The sequence below is a fragment of the Noviherbaspirillum album genome (assembly GCF_035916955.1).
Classification (GTDB): domain Bacteria; phylum Pseudomonadota; class Gammaproteobacteria; order Burkholderiales; family Burkholderiaceae_D; genus Noviherbaspirillum; species Noviherbaspirillum album.
This window is the reverse complement of the sequence record NZ_JAWIIV010000003.1, coordinates 160,987-181,103: the sequence shown is the minus strand read 5'-3', so window position 1 is coordinate 181,103 and position 20,117 is coordinate 160,987. Positions and strand designations below refer to the sequence as shown.

At 62.9% G+C, this 20,117-nt stretch carries 22 protein-coding genes; 7 read left to right on the top strand and 15 right to left on the bottom strand.

What is annotated here, in order from left to right:
* Nucleotides 1-13: 13 nt before the first annotated feature.
* The 5 genes from kdsB to RY831_RS05665 all read right to left on the bottom strand — a co-directional run bounded on the left by kdsB (nucleotide 14) and on the right by RY831_RS05665 (nucleotide 3,162).
* On the bottom strand, nucleotides 14-772 hold the full coding sequence (gene kdsB / locus RY831_RS05685; RefSeq protein WP_326505355.1) for a 3-deoxy-manno-octulosonate cytidylyltransferase: 759 nt from the start codon (nucleotides 770-772) through the stop codon (nucleotides 14-16).
* 161 nt (nucleotides 773-933) lie between these two features.
* Nucleotides 934-1,122, bottom strand: a complete 189-nt coding sequence (locus tag RY831_RS05680) for a Trm112 family protein (RefSeq protein ID WP_326505354.1) — start codon at nucleotides 1,120-1,122, stop codon at nucleotides 934-936.
* Entirely contained in the window at nucleotides 1,103-2,116 is a 1,014-nt protein-coding gene (lpxK, locus tag RY831_RS05675; RefSeq protein WP_326505353.1) for a tetraacyldisaccharide 4'-kinase, read from the bottom strand. Before lpxK ends, RY831_RS05680 begins: the two co-directional genes overlap by 20 nt.
* Nucleotides 2,113-2,547: an ExbD/TolR family protein gene (locus RY831_RS05670; protein ID WP_326505352.1), complete on the bottom strand. Its 435-nt coding sequence runs from the start codon at nucleotides 2,545-2,547 to the stop codon at nucleotides 2,113-2,115. Before RY831_RS05670 ends, lpxK begins: the two co-directional genes overlap by 4 nt.
* 9 nt (nucleotides 2,548-2,556) lie before the next feature.
* A complete protein-coding gene (locus RY831_RS05665; protein ID WP_326505351.1) occupies nucleotides 2,557-3,162 on the bottom strand; it encodes a MotA/TolQ/ExbB proton channel family protein in 606 nt (201 codons plus the stop codon).
* Nucleotides 3,163-3,474: 312 nt separating this feature from the next.
* Between RY831_RS05665 and xseA the strand changes: the two genes are divergently transcribed.
* The 4 genes from xseA (at nucleotide 3,475) to hpaI (ending at nucleotide 7,078) form a co-directional block, all read left to right on the top strand.
* The gene (gene xseA, locus RY831_RS05660) at nucleotides 3,475-4,848 is read left to right on the top strand and encodes an exodeoxyribonuclease VII large subunit (RefSeq protein ID WP_326505350.1); all 1,374 of its coding nucleotides are present in this window, start codon (nucleotides 3,475-3,477) and stop codon (nucleotides 4,846-4,848) included.
* 173 nt (nucleotides 4,849-5,021) lie between these two features.
* On the top strand, nucleotides 5,022-5,600 hold the full coding sequence (gene sodB / locus RY831_RS05655; protein WP_326505349.1) for a superoxide dismutase [Fe]: 579 nt from the start codon (nucleotides 5,022-5,024) through the stop codon (nucleotides 5,598-5,600).
* A 316-nt stretch (nucleotides 5,601-5,916) separates the two neighbouring features.
* Nucleotides 5,917-6,135: a hypothetical protein gene (locus RY831_RS05650; RefSeq protein WP_326505348.1), complete on the top strand. Its 219-nt coding sequence runs from the start codon at nucleotides 5,917-5,919 to the stop codon at nucleotides 6,133-6,135.
* A 136-nt stretch (nucleotides 6,136-6,271) separates the two neighbouring features.
* Complete coding sequence (gene hpaI, locus RY831_RS05645; RefSeq protein ID WP_326505347.1) at nucleotides 6,272-7,078, top strand: 4-hydroxy-2-oxoheptanedioate aldolase; 807 nt, start codon at nucleotides 6,272-6,274, stop codon at nucleotides 7,076-7,078.
* Here hpaI and RY831_RS05640 read toward each other — a convergent pair.
* On the bottom strand, nucleotides 7,075-8,037 hold the full coding sequence (locus RY831_RS05640) for a LysR family transcriptional regulator (protein WP_326505346.1): 963 nt from the start codon (nucleotides 8,035-8,037) through the stop codon (nucleotides 7,075-7,077). The two genes, hpaI and RY831_RS05640, sit on opposite strands and share 4 nt — an antisense overlap.
* Before the next feature lie 151 nt (nucleotides 8,038-8,188).
* Here RY831_RS05640 and RY831_RS05635 point away from each other — a divergent pair, with 151 nt between their 5' ends.
* Nucleotides 8,189-9,472: an NAD(P)/FAD-dependent oxidoreductase gene (locus RY831_RS05635; protein WP_326505345.1), complete on the top strand. Its 1,284-nt coding sequence runs from the start codon at nucleotides 8,189-8,191 to the stop codon at nucleotides 9,470-9,472.
* Nucleotides 9,473-9,635: 163 nt separating this feature from the next.
* Here RY831_RS05635 and folE read toward each other — a convergent pair whose 3' ends face one another.
* Nucleotides 9,636-10,205, bottom strand: coding sequence for a GTP cyclohydrolase I FolE (gene folE, locus RY831_RS05630; protein WP_326505344.1), 570 nt, complete (start codon nucleotides 10,203-10,205; stop codon nucleotides 9,636-9,638).
* A gap of 72 nt (nucleotides 10,206-10,277) precedes the next feature.
* Entirely contained in the window at nucleotides 10,278-11,207 is a 930-nt protein-coding gene (locus RY831_RS05625; protein WP_326505343.1) for a helix-turn-helix domain-containing protein, read from the bottom strand.
* A 159-nt stretch (nucleotides 11,208-11,366) separates the two neighbouring features.
* Between RY831_RS05625 and pobA the strand changes: the two genes are divergently transcribed.
* On the top strand, nucleotides 11,367-12,548 hold the full coding sequence (pobA, locus tag RY831_RS05620; protein ID WP_326505342.1) for a 4-hydroxybenzoate 3-monooxygenase: 1,182 nt from the start codon (nucleotides 11,367-11,369) through the stop codon (nucleotides 12,546-12,548).
* Between the two features lie 213 nt (nucleotides 12,549-12,761).
* Nucleotides 12,762-13,937 (top strand): ABC transporter substrate-binding protein, encoded by a 1,176-nt coding sequence (locus RY831_RS05615; protein WP_326505341.1) that lies wholly within the window; start codon nucleotides 12,762-12,764, stop codon nucleotides 13,935-13,937.
* Nucleotides 13,938-14,066: 129 nt separating this feature from the next.
* Here the strand turns inward: RY831_RS05615 and RY831_RS05610 are convergent, their stop codons facing one another.
* The 7 genes from RY831_RS05610 to pcaC form a co-directional block, all read right to left on the bottom strand.
* Entirely contained in the window at nucleotides 14,067-14,753 is a 687-nt protein-coding gene (locus RY831_RS05610) for a helix-turn-helix transcriptional regulator (protein WP_326505340.1), read from the bottom strand.
* Nucleotides 14,754-14,817: 64 nt separating this feature from the next.
* Nucleotides 14,818-16,059 carry a CynX/NimT family MFS transporter gene (locus tag RY831_RS05605; RefSeq protein ID WP_326505339.1) on the bottom strand — a complete coding sequence of 414 codons (1,242 nt, stop codon included), beginning with the start codon at nucleotides 16,057-16,059 and terminating at the stop codon, nucleotides 14,818-14,820.
* 70 nt (nucleotides 16,060-16,129) lie between these two features.
* Nucleotides 16,130-16,831 carry an ABC transporter ATP-binding protein gene (locus RY831_RS05600; RefSeq protein ID WP_326505338.1) on the bottom strand — a complete coding sequence of 234 codons (702 nt, stop codon included), beginning with the start codon at nucleotides 16,829-16,831 and terminating at the stop codon, nucleotides 16,130-16,132.
* Nucleotides 16,824-17,576 (bottom strand): ABC transporter ATP-binding protein, encoded by a 753-nt coding sequence (locus RY831_RS05595; protein ID WP_326505337.1) that lies wholly within the window; start codon nucleotides 17,574-17,576, stop codon nucleotides 16,824-16,826. Before RY831_RS05595 ends, RY831_RS05600 begins: the two co-directional genes overlap by 8 nt.
* Nucleotides 17,573-18,613 (bottom strand): branched-chain amino acid ABC transporter permease, encoded by a 1,041-nt coding sequence (locus RY831_RS05590; RefSeq protein ID WP_326505336.1) that lies wholly within the window; start codon nucleotides 18,611-18,613, stop codon nucleotides 17,573-17,575. The genes RY831_RS05595 and RY831_RS05590 overlap by 4 nt, the downstream gene beginning before the upstream one ends.
* On the bottom strand, nucleotides 18,610-19,476 hold the full coding sequence (locus tag RY831_RS05585) for a branched-chain amino acid ABC transporter permease (RefSeq protein ID WP_326505335.1): 867 nt from the start codon (nucleotides 19,474-19,476) through the stop codon (nucleotides 18,610-18,612). The genes RY831_RS05590 and RY831_RS05585 overlap by 4 nt, the downstream gene beginning before the upstream one ends.
* 229 nt (nucleotides 19,477-19,705) lie before the next feature.
* Nucleotides 19,706-20,116, bottom strand: a complete 411-nt coding sequence (pcaC, locus tag RY831_RS05580) for a 4-carboxymuconolactone decarboxylase (RefSeq protein ID WP_326505334.1) — start codon at nucleotides 20,114-20,116, stop codon at nucleotides 19,706-19,708.
* Nucleotide 20,117: the final 1 nt, after the last annotated feature.

The following is a 20,117-nucleotide window of genomic DNA, read 5'->3' as shown; positions in this document are numbered from 1 at the left end:
ATAAGGATTTCTTCTATTTTTCTTGACCAAAATGAGTCCTGACCCGGGCAAGATCTTCCGGGGTATCCACGCCTGCGGCGGGCGCTCTTTCGGTGACGTGAACAGCGATCGGGAAACCATGCCAGAGCACGCGGAGTTGTTCGAGCGCCTCGATCTGTTCGAGCGGCGAAATTTCCAGGCGCGGGTACGCCTGCAGAAAGGCATTGCGGTAAGCATAGAGGCCGATATGGCGCAAGGGTTGGTAGCCGCTCGGCAGCAAGTCCTTCGTTTGCGCGAATCCATCGCGATGCCAGGGAATCGCCGCGCGCGAGAAATACAGGGCCTTGCCGGCGCGGTCGAGCGCGACCTTCACGATATTCGGGTTGAACGCCTCGGCGGCCGAATGAATCGCGTGCGCCGCAGTTGCCATCGGTGTATCAGGGCCGATCAGCGCGGCGGTCGCCGCCACCAGCCCAGGGTCGATCAGCGGTTCGTCGCCCTGCACGTTCACGATGACCGCCTCTTCCGGCAGTCCGAGGGCGGCCGCGACCTCCGCTATGCGGTCCGTGCCGGAAGGATGATCGGCGCGGGTCAGGTGGACGTCGACGCCATGCTCCCGGCAGGCGGCAACGATGTCGGCATGGTCCGTTGCCACGGCCACTTGCCTGGCACCGGACAGGGCGGCCCGCTCGGCAACGCGCACGACCATGGGTTTGCCGCCGAGATCGGCAAGCGGTTTATTGGGCAGGCGCGTTGACGCCAGGCGCGCGGGAATGATGACGGTAAACGGCATGATGCAATTCCAGTGACGGTCGAATCGGTCGGATCGATGACAGCGAATAAGGTGATGAATGAGGGGTCGCGCCAGGCCGGCGGTGCAACGGTGCGGCGGTGCGACTGCTCTGCGGCTTTGCCCCTCCGCTGCGTCGCTATCTGGCTGTCGGGCTGCCGCGCCTAGGGTGCGGAAGACGGAGCCGGAGCGTTGAGATCGCGCGCTTCGTCGGCCCACATGATGGGAATGCCGTCACGGATCGGATAGGCAAGCTTGTCCGGGTTGCAGATCAGTTCCTGCGCGGTCTTGTCGTATTCAAGAGGCCCCTTGCACAACGGGCAAACCAGGATATCAAGCAGTCGGGCGTCCACGACATTTCTCCACTATTTGTTCTGCCAGCACGCGGTCGATGCGCGCCGTCACGGGTACGACCCACAAGCGCGGGTCATTCTTCAGCATGTCAATTTGCGTACATTTTACTGCATCCTTCTCCGTGATCAGGATGATATCGGCTTCGATGTTCGCGAACGGGTTATCGGCGAAGTCGTAATGATCCGGCAAGGCAAGAGTGCTTGCCTTTACGCCGGCTTTTTCGAGCATCGAGAAAAACCTTGCCGGGTTGCCAATGCCGGCGGCGGCCCAGATCCGGGGTGCGGCCAGCGCGGCAAGCGGCCGGGTCTGGGTACGGTCGCACAGGCGCTCGGCGCTGCCGCCGGCGAGCAGCATGCGGTACGCCGGCCGGGCCATCGTGTCGGGGATCGCATGTGCATTGACGACCGTGAAATCCCTGCGCCGGGTCGCCGGCTCGCGCAGCGGCCCCGCCGGGAGTACCCAGCCGTTTCCGTTTCCGCGTTCGTCGCACAGCACGATTTCGATATCGCGCTGCAGCGCGTAATGCTGAAGTCCGTCGTCGGACACGATCACATCGATTGCCGGGTGCTGCGCCAGCAGGGCCCGCGCCGCCTCGACCCGGCTGCGCCCGACCATCACGGGGCACTGGGTGCGGGCGGCGATGAGCACCGGCTCATCCCCGACGTCCGCAGGTGCCGAAGCAGCGGTCACCGCCGTGGGGTGCTCATGCCTGCTGCCGTATCCGCGGGAAATGACACCGGGCGTGAAGCCTGCCTGCTCAAGCTCCCGCACCAGCCAGATGGTGAGCGGCGTCTTGCCTGTGCCGCCGATGAAGATGTTGCCGACGATAATCACCGGCACCGGCAAGCGGACGCTCCGCAGCAAGCCCGTCCGGTAAAGCAGGCGGCGCAGCCCGGCCAGCAGCCGGAACACCAGCGATACCGGCAGCAGCGCGCAGGCGAGCAGGCCGCGGCGCTGCCATGCCTTGAGCAATACCGCCTCTGCCGGCCTCATTTCTTGCCGCTGGACTGGGCGGCAAACGTAACCTTGGCGAATCCGGCCATGCGGGCGGCTTCCAGGACATTGATCACGAGCTGGTGCGCGGCGGTGGCATCGGCGTTGATGATGATGACCGGATCCTGTTTCGCCTGTCCTCCGGCGCCGGCCGCCGCCTTGAGCTCTTCCGCCAGGCCGCCGGCGTCGCGCACCGCGACCTGCCTGTTGTCGATCGCGTAGCGGCCTTGGGCATCGATGCCCACATTGATTTCCTGGGGCTGCTCCAGTGCCTTTTCGGCATCGGCCGTCGGCAGCGTGATCTGCAGCGCGGTGAATTTGCTGTAGGTCGTGGTCACCATCAGGAAGATGAGGATCACGAGAAGAACATCGATAAATGCGATCAGGTTGATTTCCGGATCATCCCTGCCCTTGCCCTTGCGAAAATTCATGGGGAAGCCTTATTTCCGGTTGCTGTGCACGCTATCGACGAATTTCACGGCCTGCTGTTCCATGTCGACGATGAAGCTGTCGACCAGCGCGCGGAAATGGCGGTAGAAAACCAGGGTGGGCATGGCAACCGCAAGACCAAAGCCGGTGTTGTACAGCGCCACGGAGATGCCGTGCGCAAGCTGTGCAGGATTGGTGCCGGCCGCATTCTGCGAACCGAAGATTTCGATCATGCCGACCACCGTGCCGAACAGGCCCATCAGCGGCGCCAGGGTCGCGATGGTGCCCAGTGTGGTGAGGAAGCGTTCCAGCTCGTGGGCTGTACCGCGCCCCGCCTCCTCGATCGATTCCTTCATGACCTCGCGCGGCGCGTTCACGTTGCGCAATCCCGCCGCCAGGACGCGGCCGAGCGGGGAATTCTGTTCAAGATTGGTAACGACGTCGGATCCGATCTTGCCATTCTGGTAGACGCGGATCACTTCATTCAACAGGTTGGGCGGGAGGATGCGATTGCGTCGCAGGTACAATAAGCGCTCGATGATCAGGGCCAGCCCGATGACGGACGCGATCAGCAGCGGCCAGATGGGCCAGCCGGCAGCTTGGATAATGGCGAGCAAAACAGGCTCCTTGGTTCATTTCAGACGGATGCAGAATGTATCGTGTTGGGCCGCTGCGATCAAGCATGCAAATCGCTTGAAATGACTTGAACCCGCTGCGCCGACCCTGTGGATAACTTTGTGGGCAAGTCTGTGGGAATCTGTCAAAGCGCTTGATTCATAAGACTTTTCTTTTGCTCCAAAGTAACACGTGCGAAACGCACTCACTTTTTAAATCAATGACTTATATCAAGCCAAAGTTGATTGTAACCAACTGTGACAGTGAGCGGACACTATCCCCAATCTGTGGACAGATGCTCGATGGGAAGCCCAATGTCATTTGAAAATTTCAATGAAAAACCGCAGACGCCCGTTCCCGCGCAAGCCCCGGTGATGACGGTGTCGGCCTTGAACCAGTCGGTCGCCCGCATGCTGGAAAGAAATTTTCCGCTGGCCTGGGTGTCCGGCGAAATCTCCAACTTCACTCGCGCCGCATCGGGCCACTGGTATTTCACGCTCAAGGATGACGGCGCCCAGGTGCGGGCCGTCATGTTCCGCGGGCGGGCCCAGCATGCCGGCTTCACGCCGCGCGAAGGCGACAAGGTCGAGGTCCGCGCGCTGGTTACGCTGTATGCGCCGCGCGGCGATTACCAGCTGAACGTGGAGGCGATCCGGCGCGCCGGCGTGGGCAACCTGTATGAAGCTTTCCTGCGCCTGAAGGAGCAGCTGACCGCGGAAGGCCTGTTCGACCCGGCCCGCAAGCGGCCGCTGTCCCTGTTCGCCCGCACGGTCGGCATCGTCACCAGTCCGCAGGCGGCGGCGCTGCGCGACATCCTCAGCACCCTGCGCCGCCGCGCACCCCATGTGCGGGTCATTCTTTATCCTACGCCGGTGCAGGGCGAAGGCGCGGGAGCCAAGATCGCGCAGGCGATCGCTACCGCCTCCGCCCGGGCCGAGGTCGACACCCTGCTGGTCTGCCGTGGCGGAGGCAGCATCGAGGATTTGTGGAGCTTCAACGAGGAAGCGGTTGCGCGGGCGATCGCAGCCTGTTCGATGCCGGTCATTTCGGGAGTCGGCCACGAAACGGACTTTACCATCGCCGACTTCGCCGCCGACCTGCGGGCTCCCACGCCCACGGCGGCCGCCGAGATGGCGGCAGCGCCGCGCGAAGACTGGCTGGCATTGCTGGAGTCCCATGCCGACGACCTCACGCGCGCGTTGCGCAGGCAAATGTCCGACACTGCCCAGACGCTCGACTGGCTGGCGCGGCGGCTGGTCAGTCCGGCAGCCTACATTTCCCACGAGCGGCTGAAACTCCAGTCGCTGCAGACGCGACTTGCGCATGCGACGCGGACACCCCTGAACCAGGCCAGGTTTGCCGTCAACCAGCTGCAGCTCCGGCTTCATGCGAAACTGCCGCAGACGTCGGCGGCCAGGGCAAGGCTGGCCGACAATGCCCGGCGCCTCACGACAAGAATGGCAACCTCCGGTTCGCAGCGCCGCCAGGCGCTGGCCGCGCTTTCGGCGCAGCTGGAACTTCTGAACCCGCAACGAACGCTGGAGCGCGGCTATGCGATGGTTATCGACGGCAAGGGCAAGCTGATCCGCTCGCCGAAGGATATCCGTCCGCGCGAAGTGGTCTCCGTCAGGCTGGCCGACGGCGCGGCCGAAGTCGGCATCGCCAGCGTGCAGCCGACGCTGGACTGAACGCCCATATCCGCGTTGCCATAGCGGATATTCGCCGCCGAATACAAGGGCCGGTTCCCTGCCTGACTTGGCGCTGGATCAATCCGGGGCTCCATGCAGCCTCGCCGCATCCGACATACAATTGAGCTCTTTCAAAAACAACATCAACCGCCCGATAACAGAAAGGAAGCCACATGGAACATACCCTGCCCCCTCTGCCTTACGCGATGGACGCACTGCAGCCGCACATCTCCAAGGAGACTCTGGAGTACCACTACGGCAAGCATCACCAGGCCTATGTCACCAACCTGAACAACCTCATCAAGGGAACTGAATACGAGAACGCTTCCCTGGAAGACATCATCAAGAAGTCCTCGGGCGGCGTGTTCAACAACTCCGCGCAGGTCTGGAACCACACCTTCTTCTGGAACTGCATGGCGCCCAATGCCGGCGGCGCACCGACCGGTGCACTGGCGGATGCCATCAATGCCAAGTTCGGTTCCTTCGACAAGTTCAAGGAAGAGTTCACCAAGTCCTGCGTGACCAACTTCGGTTCCGGCTGGACATGGCTGGTGAAGAAGGGCGACGGTTCGGTCGACATCGCCAACACGTCCAACGCCGGCACGCCGCTGACCACCGCCGACAAGCCGCTGCTGACCTGCGACGTCTGGGAGCATGCGTACTACATCGACTACCGCAATGCCCGTCCGAAGTTCGTCGAGGCATTCTGGAACGTCGTCAACTGGGATTTCGTTGCTAAGAACTTCGCCTGATTCATCCAGTTACCGCATCATGACAAAGCCCGCTTTTGCGGGCTTTGTTTTTGAAGTTGCCGCAGCGATGCGACAGGTCAGTCCCCCTTTACAACATGCTCAGGTGACGTCCTGACCAAGAGCTTTCGCGACGGCAATAACCCGAGGCGCAATCATGCCGATGGAACGGATGTTGCAATACATTCATGCAAACCGGGTAACGACCGCTGAAGACGGCTTGGCTCGACAAGGAGATCGCACTTTATACATCGCCTGGTAAAAAGTACAGATCAGCGGCATCGACCATCCATTTGAACAATGAATGAGGAGTACTGCCATGTCCCATCCCGAAACCCACGAGAACCCTTCCCATTCGCCGCCGGAAGTGCCGGTTACACCGAATCCCGCGCCGGAGATCGCTCCGTCGACCCAGCCGGAACCGGAAATTTCTCCGCCGCTGGATCCGATTGCCCCTTCCGGCCCGCAAGGACCGGAAATCCTGCCGGATGCCACTCCCCCGGAATTCCCTGGCACCATCGGGCCGGTCACGACCTGAATTGAAGGCGCGTCCAAGGACGCATTTCCGGGCCATCCATGGCCCGGAAATGGTTTGGCGAACCAGTGAACGGCAAGCTTTACTCGCTGGCAGTACCATAGCGCTTTCATCCACCGTCTACGACCCGTAACGTCGAATGCAAACGCCGATCAATTCCTTCAAACGCGCCCTCGCCGGCCGTCAAGCCCAGATTGGCCTGTGGCTCGGCCTGGCCAATTCCTATTCCGCCGAAATCTGCGCCGGCGCCGGTTTCGACTGGCTGCTCCTTGACGGCGAACATGCGCCCAACGATGTGCGCAGCATGCTCGCGCAACTGCAGGCTGTGGCGCCATATGCATCCCATCCCGTCGCGCGACCGCCGATCGGCGACACGGCACTGATCAAGCAGTACCTCGACCTCGGAGTGCAAAGCCTGCTGGTGCCGATGGTGGAAACCGCCGAACAGGCGGCGGAGCTGGTGCGCGCCACGCGCTATCCCCCCGAGGGCGTACGCGGTGTCGGCAGCGCGCTCGCACGGGCATCCCGCTGGAATCGCATTCCAGGTTACGTGGACGAGGCCAACCGGGAAATCTGCCTGCTGGTGCAGGCGGAATCCCGGACCGCCCTGGAGAATCTCGCTGCGATTTCGGCGGTGGACGGCGTCGATGGCGTATTCATCGGTCCCGCCGACCTCTCGGCATCGATGGGGCATCGCGGCAATCCGACCCATCCGGATGTGATGACAGCGATCGACGATGCGATCCGCACCGTGCAGGCAGCCGGCAAGGCGGCGGGCATCCTTGCGACGGATCGCGGCCTTGCGCAGCGTTATCTCGATCTGGGATGCAGCTTCGTTGCGGTCGGCGTCGACGCTATCATGCTGGCACAGGCGACCAGCGCGTTGGCGGCCCATTTCAAGGGCGGCGCGCAAGCACAATCCGGTACGCCACGCCCGGGGTATTAACGCGGGTTGCGGGCACGCCGCGGCTTGGCCGCATCGCGATGGAAGGCGCCGAGCTGCTTGTGTACCACCTGCTGGCCGTTCTCGATCACGAAATCCTGGAAGGCGGCGGCGACCGTCGGGATGGCCTTGTCGGTCAGGTGCATCACATACCAGTCCGCCTCCACCGGATTTTCCGCCATCGGCAGCAGGCCGACCAGTCCCGCCTCGAACTCCAGCGTGCAGGCATGCACTGACAGGAAGGCCACTCCCAGTCCCGCCACCGCCATCCGCTTGATCGCTTCATTGCTGGAGAGCTCCGACCCGATGCGCAGCGGCATGCTCGCCTCCTTGAACAATCTTTCGACCGTGGTGCGCGTGCCGGAGCCGCGTTCGCGCACCAGCAGATTGGCTTCCATGATATCGCCCAGCGTCACTCGCCTTTTCTTCATCAGCGGGTGATCGGGACTGGCAATGAAGGCCATGGGATGCCGGGCGAAGCGGGAAGCATTGGTCCTCAGTTCACGCGGCGGTGTGCCCATGATGGCCAAATCGATTTCATGCTTGGTCAGCATGCTGACGATCTCGTTGCGGTTGCCGGCCTGGAGCTTGATGCGCACACCAGGCCGCTCGGTCGTGAATTGCACCAGCATCGGCGGCAGCAGGTATTCGGCGGTCGTGATTGCGCCGATGCGCAAGGTGCCGCTGATCGCGCCCTTCAGCGCCGCGACTTCATCGGCCGCCTCTTCCCACAGCCGCAATATGCGGTCGGCGAAGTCGACCATCACCTCGCCGGCAGCGGTTAGCTGTATGCCGCGTCCCACCCTGCGCGTGAGCGGCGTGCCGGCGGCCTCCTCCAGCATGCGCAACTGCAGCGATACCGCCGGCTGGGTGACATGCAGGGCTTCGGCCGCACGCGAAACGCTCTCGTGCCGTGCGACAAGAAGCAAGGCTTCGAGCTGCTTGAAGCTCGCTGGATTCATAAGTCCTTCCTTATCAAATAGGCAGAAAAATTAATTTTTCTTTTGAATTGCTTGCGCTTATATTAACAGCCAATAGCAGGCGGGATTCGGAAGTTCAAGGCGATGCGCATTCCTAATCGGTTCGGGATTTCAAACAGTCTGGAGGCAAGTCATGCAAACCATTGTCATTGCAGGAGGAGGAGCCGGCGGGCTTGAGCTCGCAACGCGGCTGGGGGACTGCCTGGGCAGGCAGGGCCGTGCCCGCATCGTCCTCGTCGACCGCTCGCCCACGCATTTCTGGAAGCCGCTGCTGCACACGGTGGCGTCCGGCAAGCGCGATCCCCAGGTCCATGAAGTGCAGTATGCGGCGCAGGCGTCCGAGCATGGCTTCGAGTTCGTTTGCGGCGAAGTGCTCGACGTGGATCGGCGCCGCAAGACCGTCTCGTTGGGCGCATATCGCGACGCCGGCGGCAATGAAATCCTGCCGCCCAGGACAGTCGCCTACGACAGGCTGGTCCTGGCTTTCGGCGCGGTCACCAATTTCTTCAACATTCCCGGCGCCGCCGAACATTCCATGACGCTGGACAGCGTCTGGGAAGCCGAGCATTTCCGCAAGCGTTTCCTTAGCGGCTGCATGCAAGCAGGCAGCCGTCACGCCGCACTCAACATCATCATTGTCGGCGGCGGCGCCACCGGCGTCGAGCTTGCCGCCGAACTGGTTCATGCGGTGCGCGAGCTGGCCCGCTACAACGTACATGCGCTTGACCCCGAGCGGGATGTGCATATCAGCATCCTCGAACGCGGCGAACTGTTGCTGCCGCATCTCAATCCGCGCCTGTCGCGCAGGGCGGCCCGCCATCTCGTTTCGCTGGGCATCGCGGTGCGCACCTCGACCACCGTGGCGCGTGTCGAGCATGATGCAGTAGTGGATGCAGAAGGCACACGCCATCCATCGGACATGACGCTCTGGGCGGCCGGCGTCGAAGGTCCCGAAGTCTGCGCCACGATGGGCCTGGCCCTGAACCGGCTGGGACAGGTCATCGTGACGCCGAGCCTGCAGACGCTGGAAGACCGCGATATCTTCGCCATCGGCGACTGTTCCAGCTATGTCTGCCCGTCCAAGGGCGCCGCCGTGCCGCCGCGCGCGCAGGCGGCGCACCAGCAGGCGATGTACCTTGCCGAAATCCTGTCGGCGAAACCGGAAAGTGAATTACCGCCCTTCCGGTATCGCGATTACGGCTCGCTGGTGTCCCTGGGCCCCTTCGCCGCGGTCGGCAGCCTGCTCTGCAGCAATCCGGAGCGTGAAATGCTGCTGGGCGGCGTCGCGGCCCGCGTGCTGTACGGTCTGATGTACCAGAAGCATGTCATGGCCCTGCATGGCTTCCTGCGCATGGCGGCGCAAAGCCTTGCGCACTGGCTGCGCGGCAAGGTGACTCCGTCCGTCAAGCTGCATTGAGGGCCAGCGCGATGAACTGACAACCGAGGACGGCGAAAAAAAACACCGGCATCCGATGCCGGTGTTTCGAGGTGTATCGATGTGCTTCGAGGTGTGTCGGGAGAATGCGGGTAAGGCCTGCAGCCGACCGCTTCGCCTGCTTTCCGGCTGCTTTCGATCAGTCCTAGCCCTTCTCGCGCGCGAGCGAAAGAAACTCGGTGCGCAATCCGAGGTTGGTGCGCATTTCGCCCAGCAGGGCCGAGGTCACGGTTTCCTCGCCCGGCGTCTGGATGCCGCGGCTTTCCATGCACATGTGGCGGCAGCGGATCACGACGCCGACCGACAGCGGCTCGACATGAGTCATCAGCGCTTCCGCGACCTGGATGGTCAGGCGCTCCTGGACCTGCAGGCGCTTGGCGAAGCACTCAACCAGGCGCGTCAGTTTCGACAGGCCGACAATCTTGCCGTTCGGCGTATAACCGACCGTTGCGGTGCCGAAGAACGGCGCCAGGTGATGCTCGCAATGGCTGTAGACGGGGATGCCCCGCACCACGATGAGCTCGTTGTATTTCTCGGCGCCATCCTCGAACACCTTCAGGATGTCGGCCGGATCCTGCTTGTAACCGGATGTCCAGTGCTGCCAGGCCTTGTCGACGCGCTTGGGTGTTTCCAGCAAGCCCTGCCGGCTCGGGTCTTCGCCGATGTGGCGCAACAATCGCTGCCAGTCTTTTTCGGAAAAGTCGTGGTCATCCATGTGCGGACTCCTTATTTCATGAAGCAGGCATTGTATCCAAGCCGCGCCGCCATTGCTTGCCCTGCGAAAAAATCATTGCATGTGTGAATCGACTGGCAATCCCTCCGACGTCGTTGAAATTCCGTCAACGGCGCGCTGCCGGAATTCCTTCGGCGAGCATCCGGTGCCGCGCTTGAAGAAGCGCGTGAAATAGGCCGGATCGGAAAATCCGATCGCATACGACACCTCGCTGATAGTCATCGAGGTATAGACGAGACTGCGCTTGGCTTCCAGCAGCACGCGCTCATGAATAAGTTCCAGCGCGGATTTGCCGACTGTCTGCCGGCATAGCAAGTTAAGGTGACTTGCCGTGATGCCCAGCTGCTTTGCATACTGGACGACCGGCAGGTGCCGCAGGTAATGCTCTTCAAGCAAGTCGCAGAAACGCGCGAAGTGCCTTGCGCCCCTGCCCGCCTCGCGTTGCATGCCGGAAGGCATTTCCATCGCATGCCGTGTCAGCCAGACCAGAATGGCGCCGAGCAGAGCCTCGATCAGCACGTCGCGATGCGGCGCGCTTCCCCGATACTCGGCATCCAGCGCGCCGAAGGCCATCCTGATGCACGCGCTTTCCTGATCGTCGCCGAGCGCATGGAGGCTGGGGCTGGTCAGCGCGCCCAGGCCCTTGCTCATCTGGCGGCTGAGCTTGTTGATCAACGGATAGGCCAGCGTGACCACATGACCGACCGTGTCCTGCGCGAACTCGAAGCCGTGGATGCAGATTTGCGGCACCATCAGCACATGGTCGCCATGCATCATCCGCTGGCGGTCATCGAGCTGGATGCGCGCGCTGCCGCGCTCGAGATACAGGATCTGGAACAGGCCGGTGTGCTGGTGCGGTTTGATATGCCAATTGTGCAAACGGCTGCGCGCGGCAATCGACTCGCAGTGCACCATTTCCGGGGTCGGCCAGTTGTCATGCTCGCCGTACAGCTTGTACATGGGGACAGCACCGACAGTGGTCATGTCATCTCCTCTCGACCCTGGGCCGCGCATCGGTGGCGCTTTCTCTCGGGGGGCAGCAAATATTCGAAAAGTACAATTTATTCTCAAAAAAGTCCATTCCCAGCGGGCGGTTCCGGAACGAAGATACGACCATAGCGAACAACATTCGAGGAGACTTCCATGAAAACCCAGGTCGCCATCATCGGCGCCGGCCCGTCGGGCTTGCTGCTGGGCCAGCTGCTGCATAGGCAAGGCATCGATACCGTGATCCTCGAAGCAAGGTCGCCCGACTATGTGCTCGGCCGCATCCGCGCCGGCGTGCTGGAACAGGGCACCGTGGAACTGATCCGGGAAGCCGGCGCCGGCCAGCGCATGGATCGCGAAGGCCGTGTCCATGAAGGCGTAAGCCTGTCGTTTTCCGGGCGGCGCGAGCGTATCGACCTGAAGGAACTGACCGGCGGCAAAACCGTGATGGTTTACGGCCAGACCGAAGTCACGCGCGATCTGATGGAGGCGAGGACGGCCGCCGGCGGCATCAGCATCTACGAGGCGCAGGATGTACAGCTGCATGATTTCGAGACAGACCGGCCGCGCGTCAGCTTCGTCAAGGATGGCGAAAAGGTCGAGCTGGAATGCGATTACATCGCCGGCTGCGACGGCTTCCATGGCGTATCGCGCAAGTCCGCGCCGGCGGACAAGCTCAAGACCTTCGAACGGGTTTATCCCTTCGGCTGGCTCGGCATCCTGTCGCGCACGCCGCCGGTCTCGCATGAACTGATCTACGCCAACCACGAGCGCGGGTTTGCACTGTGCAGCATGCGTTCCGACACGCTCAGCCGCTACTATGTGCAGTGCTCGCTGGACGACAAGGTTGAAGACTGGTCGGACGAGCGCTTCTGGAATGAGCTCAAGTCACGTCTGCCCGAAGACGTCGCAGCGTCGTTGGTGACCGGACCTTCGATCGAGAAGAGCATTGCGCCGTTGCGCAGCTTCGTCGCGGAACCGATGAAGTTCGGTCGCATGTTCCTGGTCGGCGATGCGGCGCATATCGTGCCGCCGACCGGCGCCAAGGGCTTGAACCTTGCGGCCAGCGATGTCTATACGCTGTATCACGTGCTGCGCAAGACTTATCAGGAAGGACGGACCGACCTGCTGGAAAAGTACTCCGATCTCTGCCTGCGCCGCATCTGGAAGGCCGAGCGATTTTCCTGGTGGATGACATCGGTGCTGCACAAGCTGGGGGACGACCCCTTCGGCCAGCGCATTCAGCTGGCCGACCTCGAGTACTACACCGGATCGCGGGCCGGGCTCACGACGATTGCCGAGAATTATGTCGGCCTGCCTTACGAGAAGGTGGAATAGCATGTTCAACGCACATTCAACGCGAAACAAAGGTTCATGCAAGGCCCAATCGAAACCGTGCGTTCAGCGAACAGGTCTGTGCTAAGCGCACAATGATTCAGTTATGATCATTTTCAGCAGCGTCGTACGTTGCCGCTGACAAGCCAATCATCATTTGCAAAAATCAACAGCCGTGGAGGCTTAGACCTCCAGGCCAAAAGACAGGAGACAAGCATGAAGATCAGCAAGATACTGGCATCGATCGCCGCCATCGGCACCCTGGGACTGAGCAGCGCTGCAGCCTTGGCACAGGAAACCATCAAGGTTGGCCTGGTGGCGCCCTTCTCCGGCCCCTTCGCCGACTATGGCAAGCAGATGGAAAGTGGCATCAAGGCTTACATGAAGCAGCATGGCGACAAGGTCGCGGGCAAGAAGGTCGAGATCATCATCAAGGACACCACCGGTCCGGTGCCGGAAGTGGCCAAGCGCCTGGCGCAGGAGCTCGTGGTGCGTGACAAGGTGGACTTCCTTGCCGGCTTCGGCCTGACTCCGGAAGCGCTCGCGGTGGCGCCGATCGCCGAACAGGCGAAGAAGCCGATGATCATCATGAATGCGGCAACCTCCATCATCACGACCAAGTCGAACTACATCGCCCGCGTATCGATGACGCTGCCGCAGGTATCGGGGCCGATGGCGACCTGGGCCGTCAAGAACAATGTGAAGCGGGTGGTCACGCTGGTGGCCGATTACGGTCCGGGCATCGATGCGGAAACCGCCTTCAAGACCAACTTCGTCGGCGGCGGAGGACAGATCGTCGAATCGATCCGCGTGCCGCTTCGCAATCCCGAGTTCGCCCCGTATATCCAGCGCATCAAGGATGCCAAGCCGGAGGCGGTATTCATTTTCGTGCCGGCCGGCGAGCAAGGCATCGCCTTCATGAAAGGCTACCGCGAGCGCGGACTGGCGGAAGCCGGCATCAAGGTCATCGCCACCGGCGACCTGACCGACGACCACGTGCTGCCGGCCATGGGCGATGCGGTGCTGGGCGTCATCACCAGCTTCCATTATTCGGCGGCCCACGATTCGCCGGAGAACAAGACCTTCCGCAAGCATTACGCCGACGCCAATCCGGGCAGCGGCCGTCCGAACTTCATGGCGGTGGCCGCGTATGACGGCATCCATGCCATCTATGAAGTGTCGAAGAAGCTCAACGGCAAGATCGACGGCGACAAGGCCATGGCGGCGCTCAAGGGCATGAAAATCAACAGCCCGCGCGGCCCGATCATGATCGACCCGGCTACCCGCGACGTGGTGCAGACGGTCTACATCCGCAAGGTGGAGAAGGTGAACGGCGAAGTCTACAACGTGGAGTTCGACAAGTTTGTCGACATGAAGGACACCGGCAAGTAATACTGCATTGCGCCATGAACGCATGGCGCAATTCGGCAGCTGGAAAGAGAAAAAGGCCCTGGGGCACAAGCCGCCGGGGCCTTTTTCATTTGGTGAGAGCGGCGCCAGCGTCGAATACCGCTCGCGGGTTCAGACTTCCAGCAATTCGCTGCGCACCCCGAGGACGGCGGCGATCTGTTCCCGGTGACCGGCATTGAGGTGCAGCACCGTCTCGCGCGCCGCGTATTCGAGCTGGGATATGCCAAGGCGTGCGGCCATCTGCGCCTGGGAAATTCCGAGATGTTCGCGCCATGCCCGCGCGGGTGTCCAGTGATGGCTCAGCACCGCGGAAATGACTTGCGGCGGCGTGCCCTCGCGCCGGTTCTGCTCGATCCAGGCCGTCATCAGGGCTTCGCGCTGGTCCGATTGATCAAGCCATTCGAAGGCTTCGCTGGTTTCGTAGAACACCTTGACGCTGGCGCCGGTGTCCAGCAGCGACAGGGTGGTGTCGGTGGAAATCTGGGAAAACCGGCTCGCGCTGTATATCCAGGCGAAGCGCTGCATGCCGGCGCCGCGCATGCGAGGGAACCAGTCGGTCGCCACCCAGGAGGCGGCGCCGGACCAGATGCCGAGCACGCGGGTATTGTCGTTGAGCACCTTGAAGGCCCGGTGCTCGATCATCAGGTCGAGGATGCGCTCGCATCCTTCCTGTACCGAGCCGACCGTCTGGTAGCCGATCCAGTCGTTGTAGAGCCAGCCGCGCACGGGATCATGCGAGATATTCAGATAGCTCTGGGAGTCGAGCGGTATCAGGCTGGATAGGGGCACGGGGGGCATGGCGCGAGGTGGTAAAGGATGCCGCAGATTCTAGCATCCGAACGTCGTTCATCGCCCGCCTCCTTCATCCGGCTTCCTGTACTGTCGCATTCACATACAGCTTCTGCCCGGCACCCATGCCCGCAATCGTGGCGGCAATGCCGACGATCACGAAGAAGCCGGCGGCGACATTCCATCCGTCAGTGGCATCCCTGAGCAAGCCCGCGATGAACGGGCCGGTTGCCGCCAGCAGGTAGCCGACCAGTTGGGCCATGCCGGACAGCGCCGCCACCACATGGGCATTGGGCGAGCGCAGCACCACCAGCATGGTGGCGACGCTGAAGCTGCCGCCCTGGCCCAGGCCGAGTACGACCGCCCACAGCCACACCTGTCCCGGCGGCCCATACATGCAGGCCATCAGACCGACCAGCGTCAGGGCCATCATGACCACCACAATCATGCGCTGGTCGCGGCCGCGGGTGGCTAGCCAAGGACCGGCCAGCGCGGTGACGAGCTGTGCGGCAATCGACGTCGACAGCACCGCGCCCGCGCTCAGCGCGGTAAAGCCGCGATCGATCAGGATCGTGGGCAGCCAGCCGAATACGCAATAGGCGAGCACCGATTGCAGTCCCATGAAAATGGCGACATACCAGGCCACCCTGCTCCTGCTCAGTCCGCTGACGCGGTAGCGATTTTGCTGCGGACCCGACGCGCCATGCATGCCTTGGGCGCGCCATGCCAGCGCGCCAAGCAGTGCCGGCACCGACCAGAAGGCAAGCGAAATGCGCCAGTCGCCGCCGGCGACCTGCTGCAGGGGAACGGCGGCGCCCGCCGCGACGGCCGCTCCAAGGCACAGCGCCATCGTATAGAGACCGGTAATGAAACTGATGTTGTGGGCGAAATCGCGCTTGATGATGCTGGGCAAGAGCACCATCGCGACGCCGATGCTCGCACCTGCGATGAAGGTACCGGCGAACAGGCCGGGCAGGCCGAAGAATGCGCGCAGCACGATGCCCACGGCCAGCAGCAGCAAGGAAAACAGGATGGTGCGTTCGGCCGAATAGCGGCGGGCCAGCAGCGGACCGAGCGGCGCGATGATGCCGAAGCAGAGCACGGGCAGGGTCGTCAGTCCGCCTGCGCCGGCCGCCGACAAGCCGGTCGAGGCGCGGATCGCTGCGAGCAGCGGCGCGACGCCGGATAGTGCTGGTCGGAGATTGATGGCGACCAGAAAGATGGTCAGTGCGAGCAGCGGGAGGGAGGCCGCCTTGGCGACAGTGCGGCCGGAACCGGATTCATGGGAAATCGTCATGCGCGTATTGTCCAACACATCCCGTTTGCTTGCAGACGCTGCCGCCCGGCACGGCCGATGGACCGCAGCGGGACCGCACAGGGCGGCGCTACGCCACCGCGATCAGGCGGTTGAGCGTGTCGGGATCCTGCATCAGGCTGTCGCTGTCGGATTCATGCACCACCCTGCCCCGGTCGAGCACGATCGCCTTCTTGGTCAGCGACAGCGCCAGCCGCGCATGCTGCTCCACCACGATCACCGACATGCCGCGCTCCACCACCAGCGCGCGTATCACCCGCGTCAGTTCCTGCACGATGATGGGCGCCAGCCCTTCCATCGGCTCGTCCAGCAGCAGCAGGCTGGGATTGACCATCAGCGCCCGCGCGATCGCCAGCATCTGCTGCTCGCCGCCCGACAGCTGGTTGCCCATGTTGGCACGGCGCTCCTGCAGGCGCGGAAAGAGTTCATAGACTTTCCTTACATCCCATTCGCCCGGACGCGCCACCACCGTCAGGTGCTCTTCCACCGTCAGCGAGGGGAACATGTAGCGCTCCTGCGGCACCCAGCCCAGGCCGGCATGCGCGCGTTCATGCGTGGACATGCGCGTGATGTCCCTGCCGCGCCAGCGGATGCCGCCGCCATGCAGTCGCGTCAGCCCCATCAGGGTCACCAGCAGGCTGGTCTTGCCGACGCCGTTGCGGCCCAGCAGCGCCAGGCTGTCGCCCTCCTGCATGGACAGCGAGATGCCTTCGAGCACAACCGATTCGCCATAGCCGGCGGTCACATTGTCAAGTGCAAGCAATTCAGGCATGTTCGGCTTCCCCCAGATACACTTCCTTGACGCGCGGATCGGCCGCGATCTCTTCCGGCGTACCCTCGGTGAGCACCTTGCCGCCCACCATCACCGTGATGCGCTCGGCGAAGCGGAACACCAGCCCCATGTCATGCTCGATGAACAGGATCGTCACTTCGCGCGGCAGCTTCGCGATCACGTCGAACAATTCCTTGCTTTCCGCCTGCGGTATGCCGGCCGCAGGCTCGTCCAGCAGCAGCACTGTCGGCTTGGTTGCCAGTGCCAGCGCGATCTCGACCAGGCGCTGCTTGCCGTAAGGCAGACTGCGCGTCACGGTAGAGGCGTCGCGTTCCAGCTTGAGCATGGCCAGCAGCGCCATCGCTTCCTCAATCTCGGCATGCTGCTGCGCGACCGTTCTGGTCCAGACGAAATGCTTGCCTTCGCGCTCGCAGATGGCCAGCATCACCGATTCCAGTACCGTCAATCCGGCGAACAGGGTATTGATCTGGAAGGTGCGGGTCATGCCGCGCTTGACCCGCTGGTGCTGCGGCAAGGCGGTGATGTCGGCATCGCCGAAGAATACGCGGCCTGAAGTCGGCGCGAGACTGCCGGTGAGCAGGTTGATGAAGGTGGTCTTGCCGGCGCCGTTGGGTCCGATCAGCGCGTGCCGCGCGCCGGGCGCGAAACTCAGGCTGATGTCGCTGTTGGCCTTGAACGCGCCCCATTGCTTGGACAGGCCTTCGGTACGCAGTGTGGTATTCATCGCACTCCTCCCTTGCTGCCCCTGACCAGGTTGAGCAGCCGTTCGCCGCCGCCAAGAATGCCGCCGCGCGCGAACAGTACGATCACGATCAGCAGCAGGCCTATCCAGAATTGCCAGTACGCGGGATTGAGCCCGGCGATGTAGTCCTGCGCCAGCATGAACACCAGCGCGCCGATCAATGCGCCGTACAGGCGGCCGGTGCCGCCCAGCACCAGCATGATCATGAGTTCGGCCGAACGGGCGAAGCTCAGCGAATCCAGGCCCACGAACTGCGTGGTCTGAGCCAGCAGTCCGCCGGCGATGCCGGCGACGGTGGCGCCGATGGTGAACACCACGACCAGTCGCCGGTTGACATCGGCGCCGATGGCCGGCATGCGGCGCGCGCCTTCGCGGATGCCCTTGAGCGAAAGGCCGAACGGCGAACTGACCAGGCGGCGCAATATGGCGAACACGATGAACAGCACCGCGAAGCTGTACCAGAACGCGGTCTTGCCGTACAGGTCGAATTCGAACACGCCGAGCAGCTTGTTCATCGCCACGCCCGACAGGCCGTCGACCCCGCCGGTGATGAATGCTGCCTTGTTGGCCGCCTCGAACAGCATCAGGCCGACGCCCAGCGTGACCATCAGCCGCGTCAGGTCCTGCCCGCGCACCACCAGGAAGCTGGCCAGGAAGCCGCCCAGTCCGGCGACCGCGGCGGCAATCAGCAGGCCGCTGATAGGCTCGCTCCAGCCGTGCACCGACAGCAGCCCGGCGGTATAGGCGCCGAGGCCGAAGAAGGCCGCATGGCCGAGCGAGACGATGCCGGCATAGCCGAGGATCAGGTCGAGCGACACCGCGAACAGGCCGACGATCATGATCTGGCTGGCCAGCACCAGGTATTCGGGAAAGAGGAAGTAGGAGACGACAGGCAGCAGCCAGAACACGATTTCCAGCGGCTTCCAGCGGTCATTGGGCAACGGATGGCGAACCGGCTGGACTGCCGCCGGCGCGCCGGGCGCGCCCGGTGCCGGAGTGGATACGGTTGCGGATTTCATGAACGCCTCCCGAGCAGGCCGGTTGGAAACAGGAGCAGCAGCACGACCATCAGCGCATAGATCACGAAGGCGCCGATTGCCGGCACGTAGTACTTGCCGGCCACGTCGAACACGCCGAGGATCAGCGCCGCCAGCAGCGGTCCCTTGATGGTGCCTGCGCCGCCCACGGCGACCACCAGCAGGAAGTACACCATGTACTTGATCGGAAAGGTCGGATCGAGGCCGAGAACATCGATGCCCAGTCCGCCGCCGAGGCCGGCCAGGCCGGAGCCGAGCGCGAACGTCAGGCTGAACACCCGGTTGACGTTGATGCCGAGGCCGGCGGACGCGATCTGGTTGTCGACGGAAGCGCGGATCTGCGCGCCGAAGCGGGTGCGCTCGATCAGGAAGCCGAGCGCCAGCGTGATGGCGATGACCACCGCAATCATGAACAGCCGGTAGGCGCCCAGGTCCAGCCCCAGCACCGACACCTGCCCGCGCAGGAATTCCGGCAGGGCCACCGGCTGCTGCTGCGGTCCGAACACATACGTCGCGGCGGCTACCGCCATGAAGGTCAGGCCGATGGAAAACAGCACCTGGTCGAGATGGCTGGCCTTGTAGAGGCGTCGGTAAAGCGTGCGTTCGAGCACGAAGCCGACGGCGGCGCTGGCGAGGAAGGCGACCGGCAGCGACAGCAGGAAGGGCACGCCCATGCGCATCATCAGCGTGACGCTGACATAACCGCCGAGCATGGCGAAGGCGCCGTGCGCAAGGTTGACGAAATTCATCAGGCCCATCGTGACCGACAGGCCGACGCTGATGAGGAACAGCAGGCTGCCGTAGGCAATGCCGTCGAAGAGCACGCCGATGAAATTGCCTATCATGGCTGCCGCCTTTGACGCGTGGGATGCTGCATGGTTGTCTCCGTTATGTTTATTGGAAGCTTATTAGTGCTTTTATGCTCCCTCCCCTTCAAGGGGAGGGTTGGGGTGGGGATGGGTTCAACTGCGGCATGAAACCCATTCCCACCCTGTCCCTCCCCTACAAGGGGAGGGAACGATCCAACTACGTGGTTTGAAACCTTTTACATACGTATCCAACCAATCTCTTCAATTACCTCTGGACGCCAACTTCCCCCTGCCCCGCCTCATCCATCTGCCGAAACACTTCCTGCGCCATGTGAAACGCCGAATTCGCCGCCGGCACGCCGCAATAGATTGCCGCCTGCAGCAGCACTTCCTTGATCTCGTCGCGCGTGACGCCGTTGTTGGCGGCGGCGCGCAGGTGCAGCTTCAGTTCCTCCTCGCGGTTCAGCGCCACCATGGCCATGATGGTCAGCAGGCTGCGCGTATGGCGCGGCAGTCCGGGACGGGTCCAGATTTCGCCCCAGGCATAGCGGGTGATGAGGTCCTGGAACTCGCCGTTCAATGTATTGATGTTGGCCTGGGCGCGGTCGACATGGGCGTTGCCCAGCACTGCCCGGCGCACTTCCATGCCCTTGGCGTGGCGTTCGCGTTCATCCATG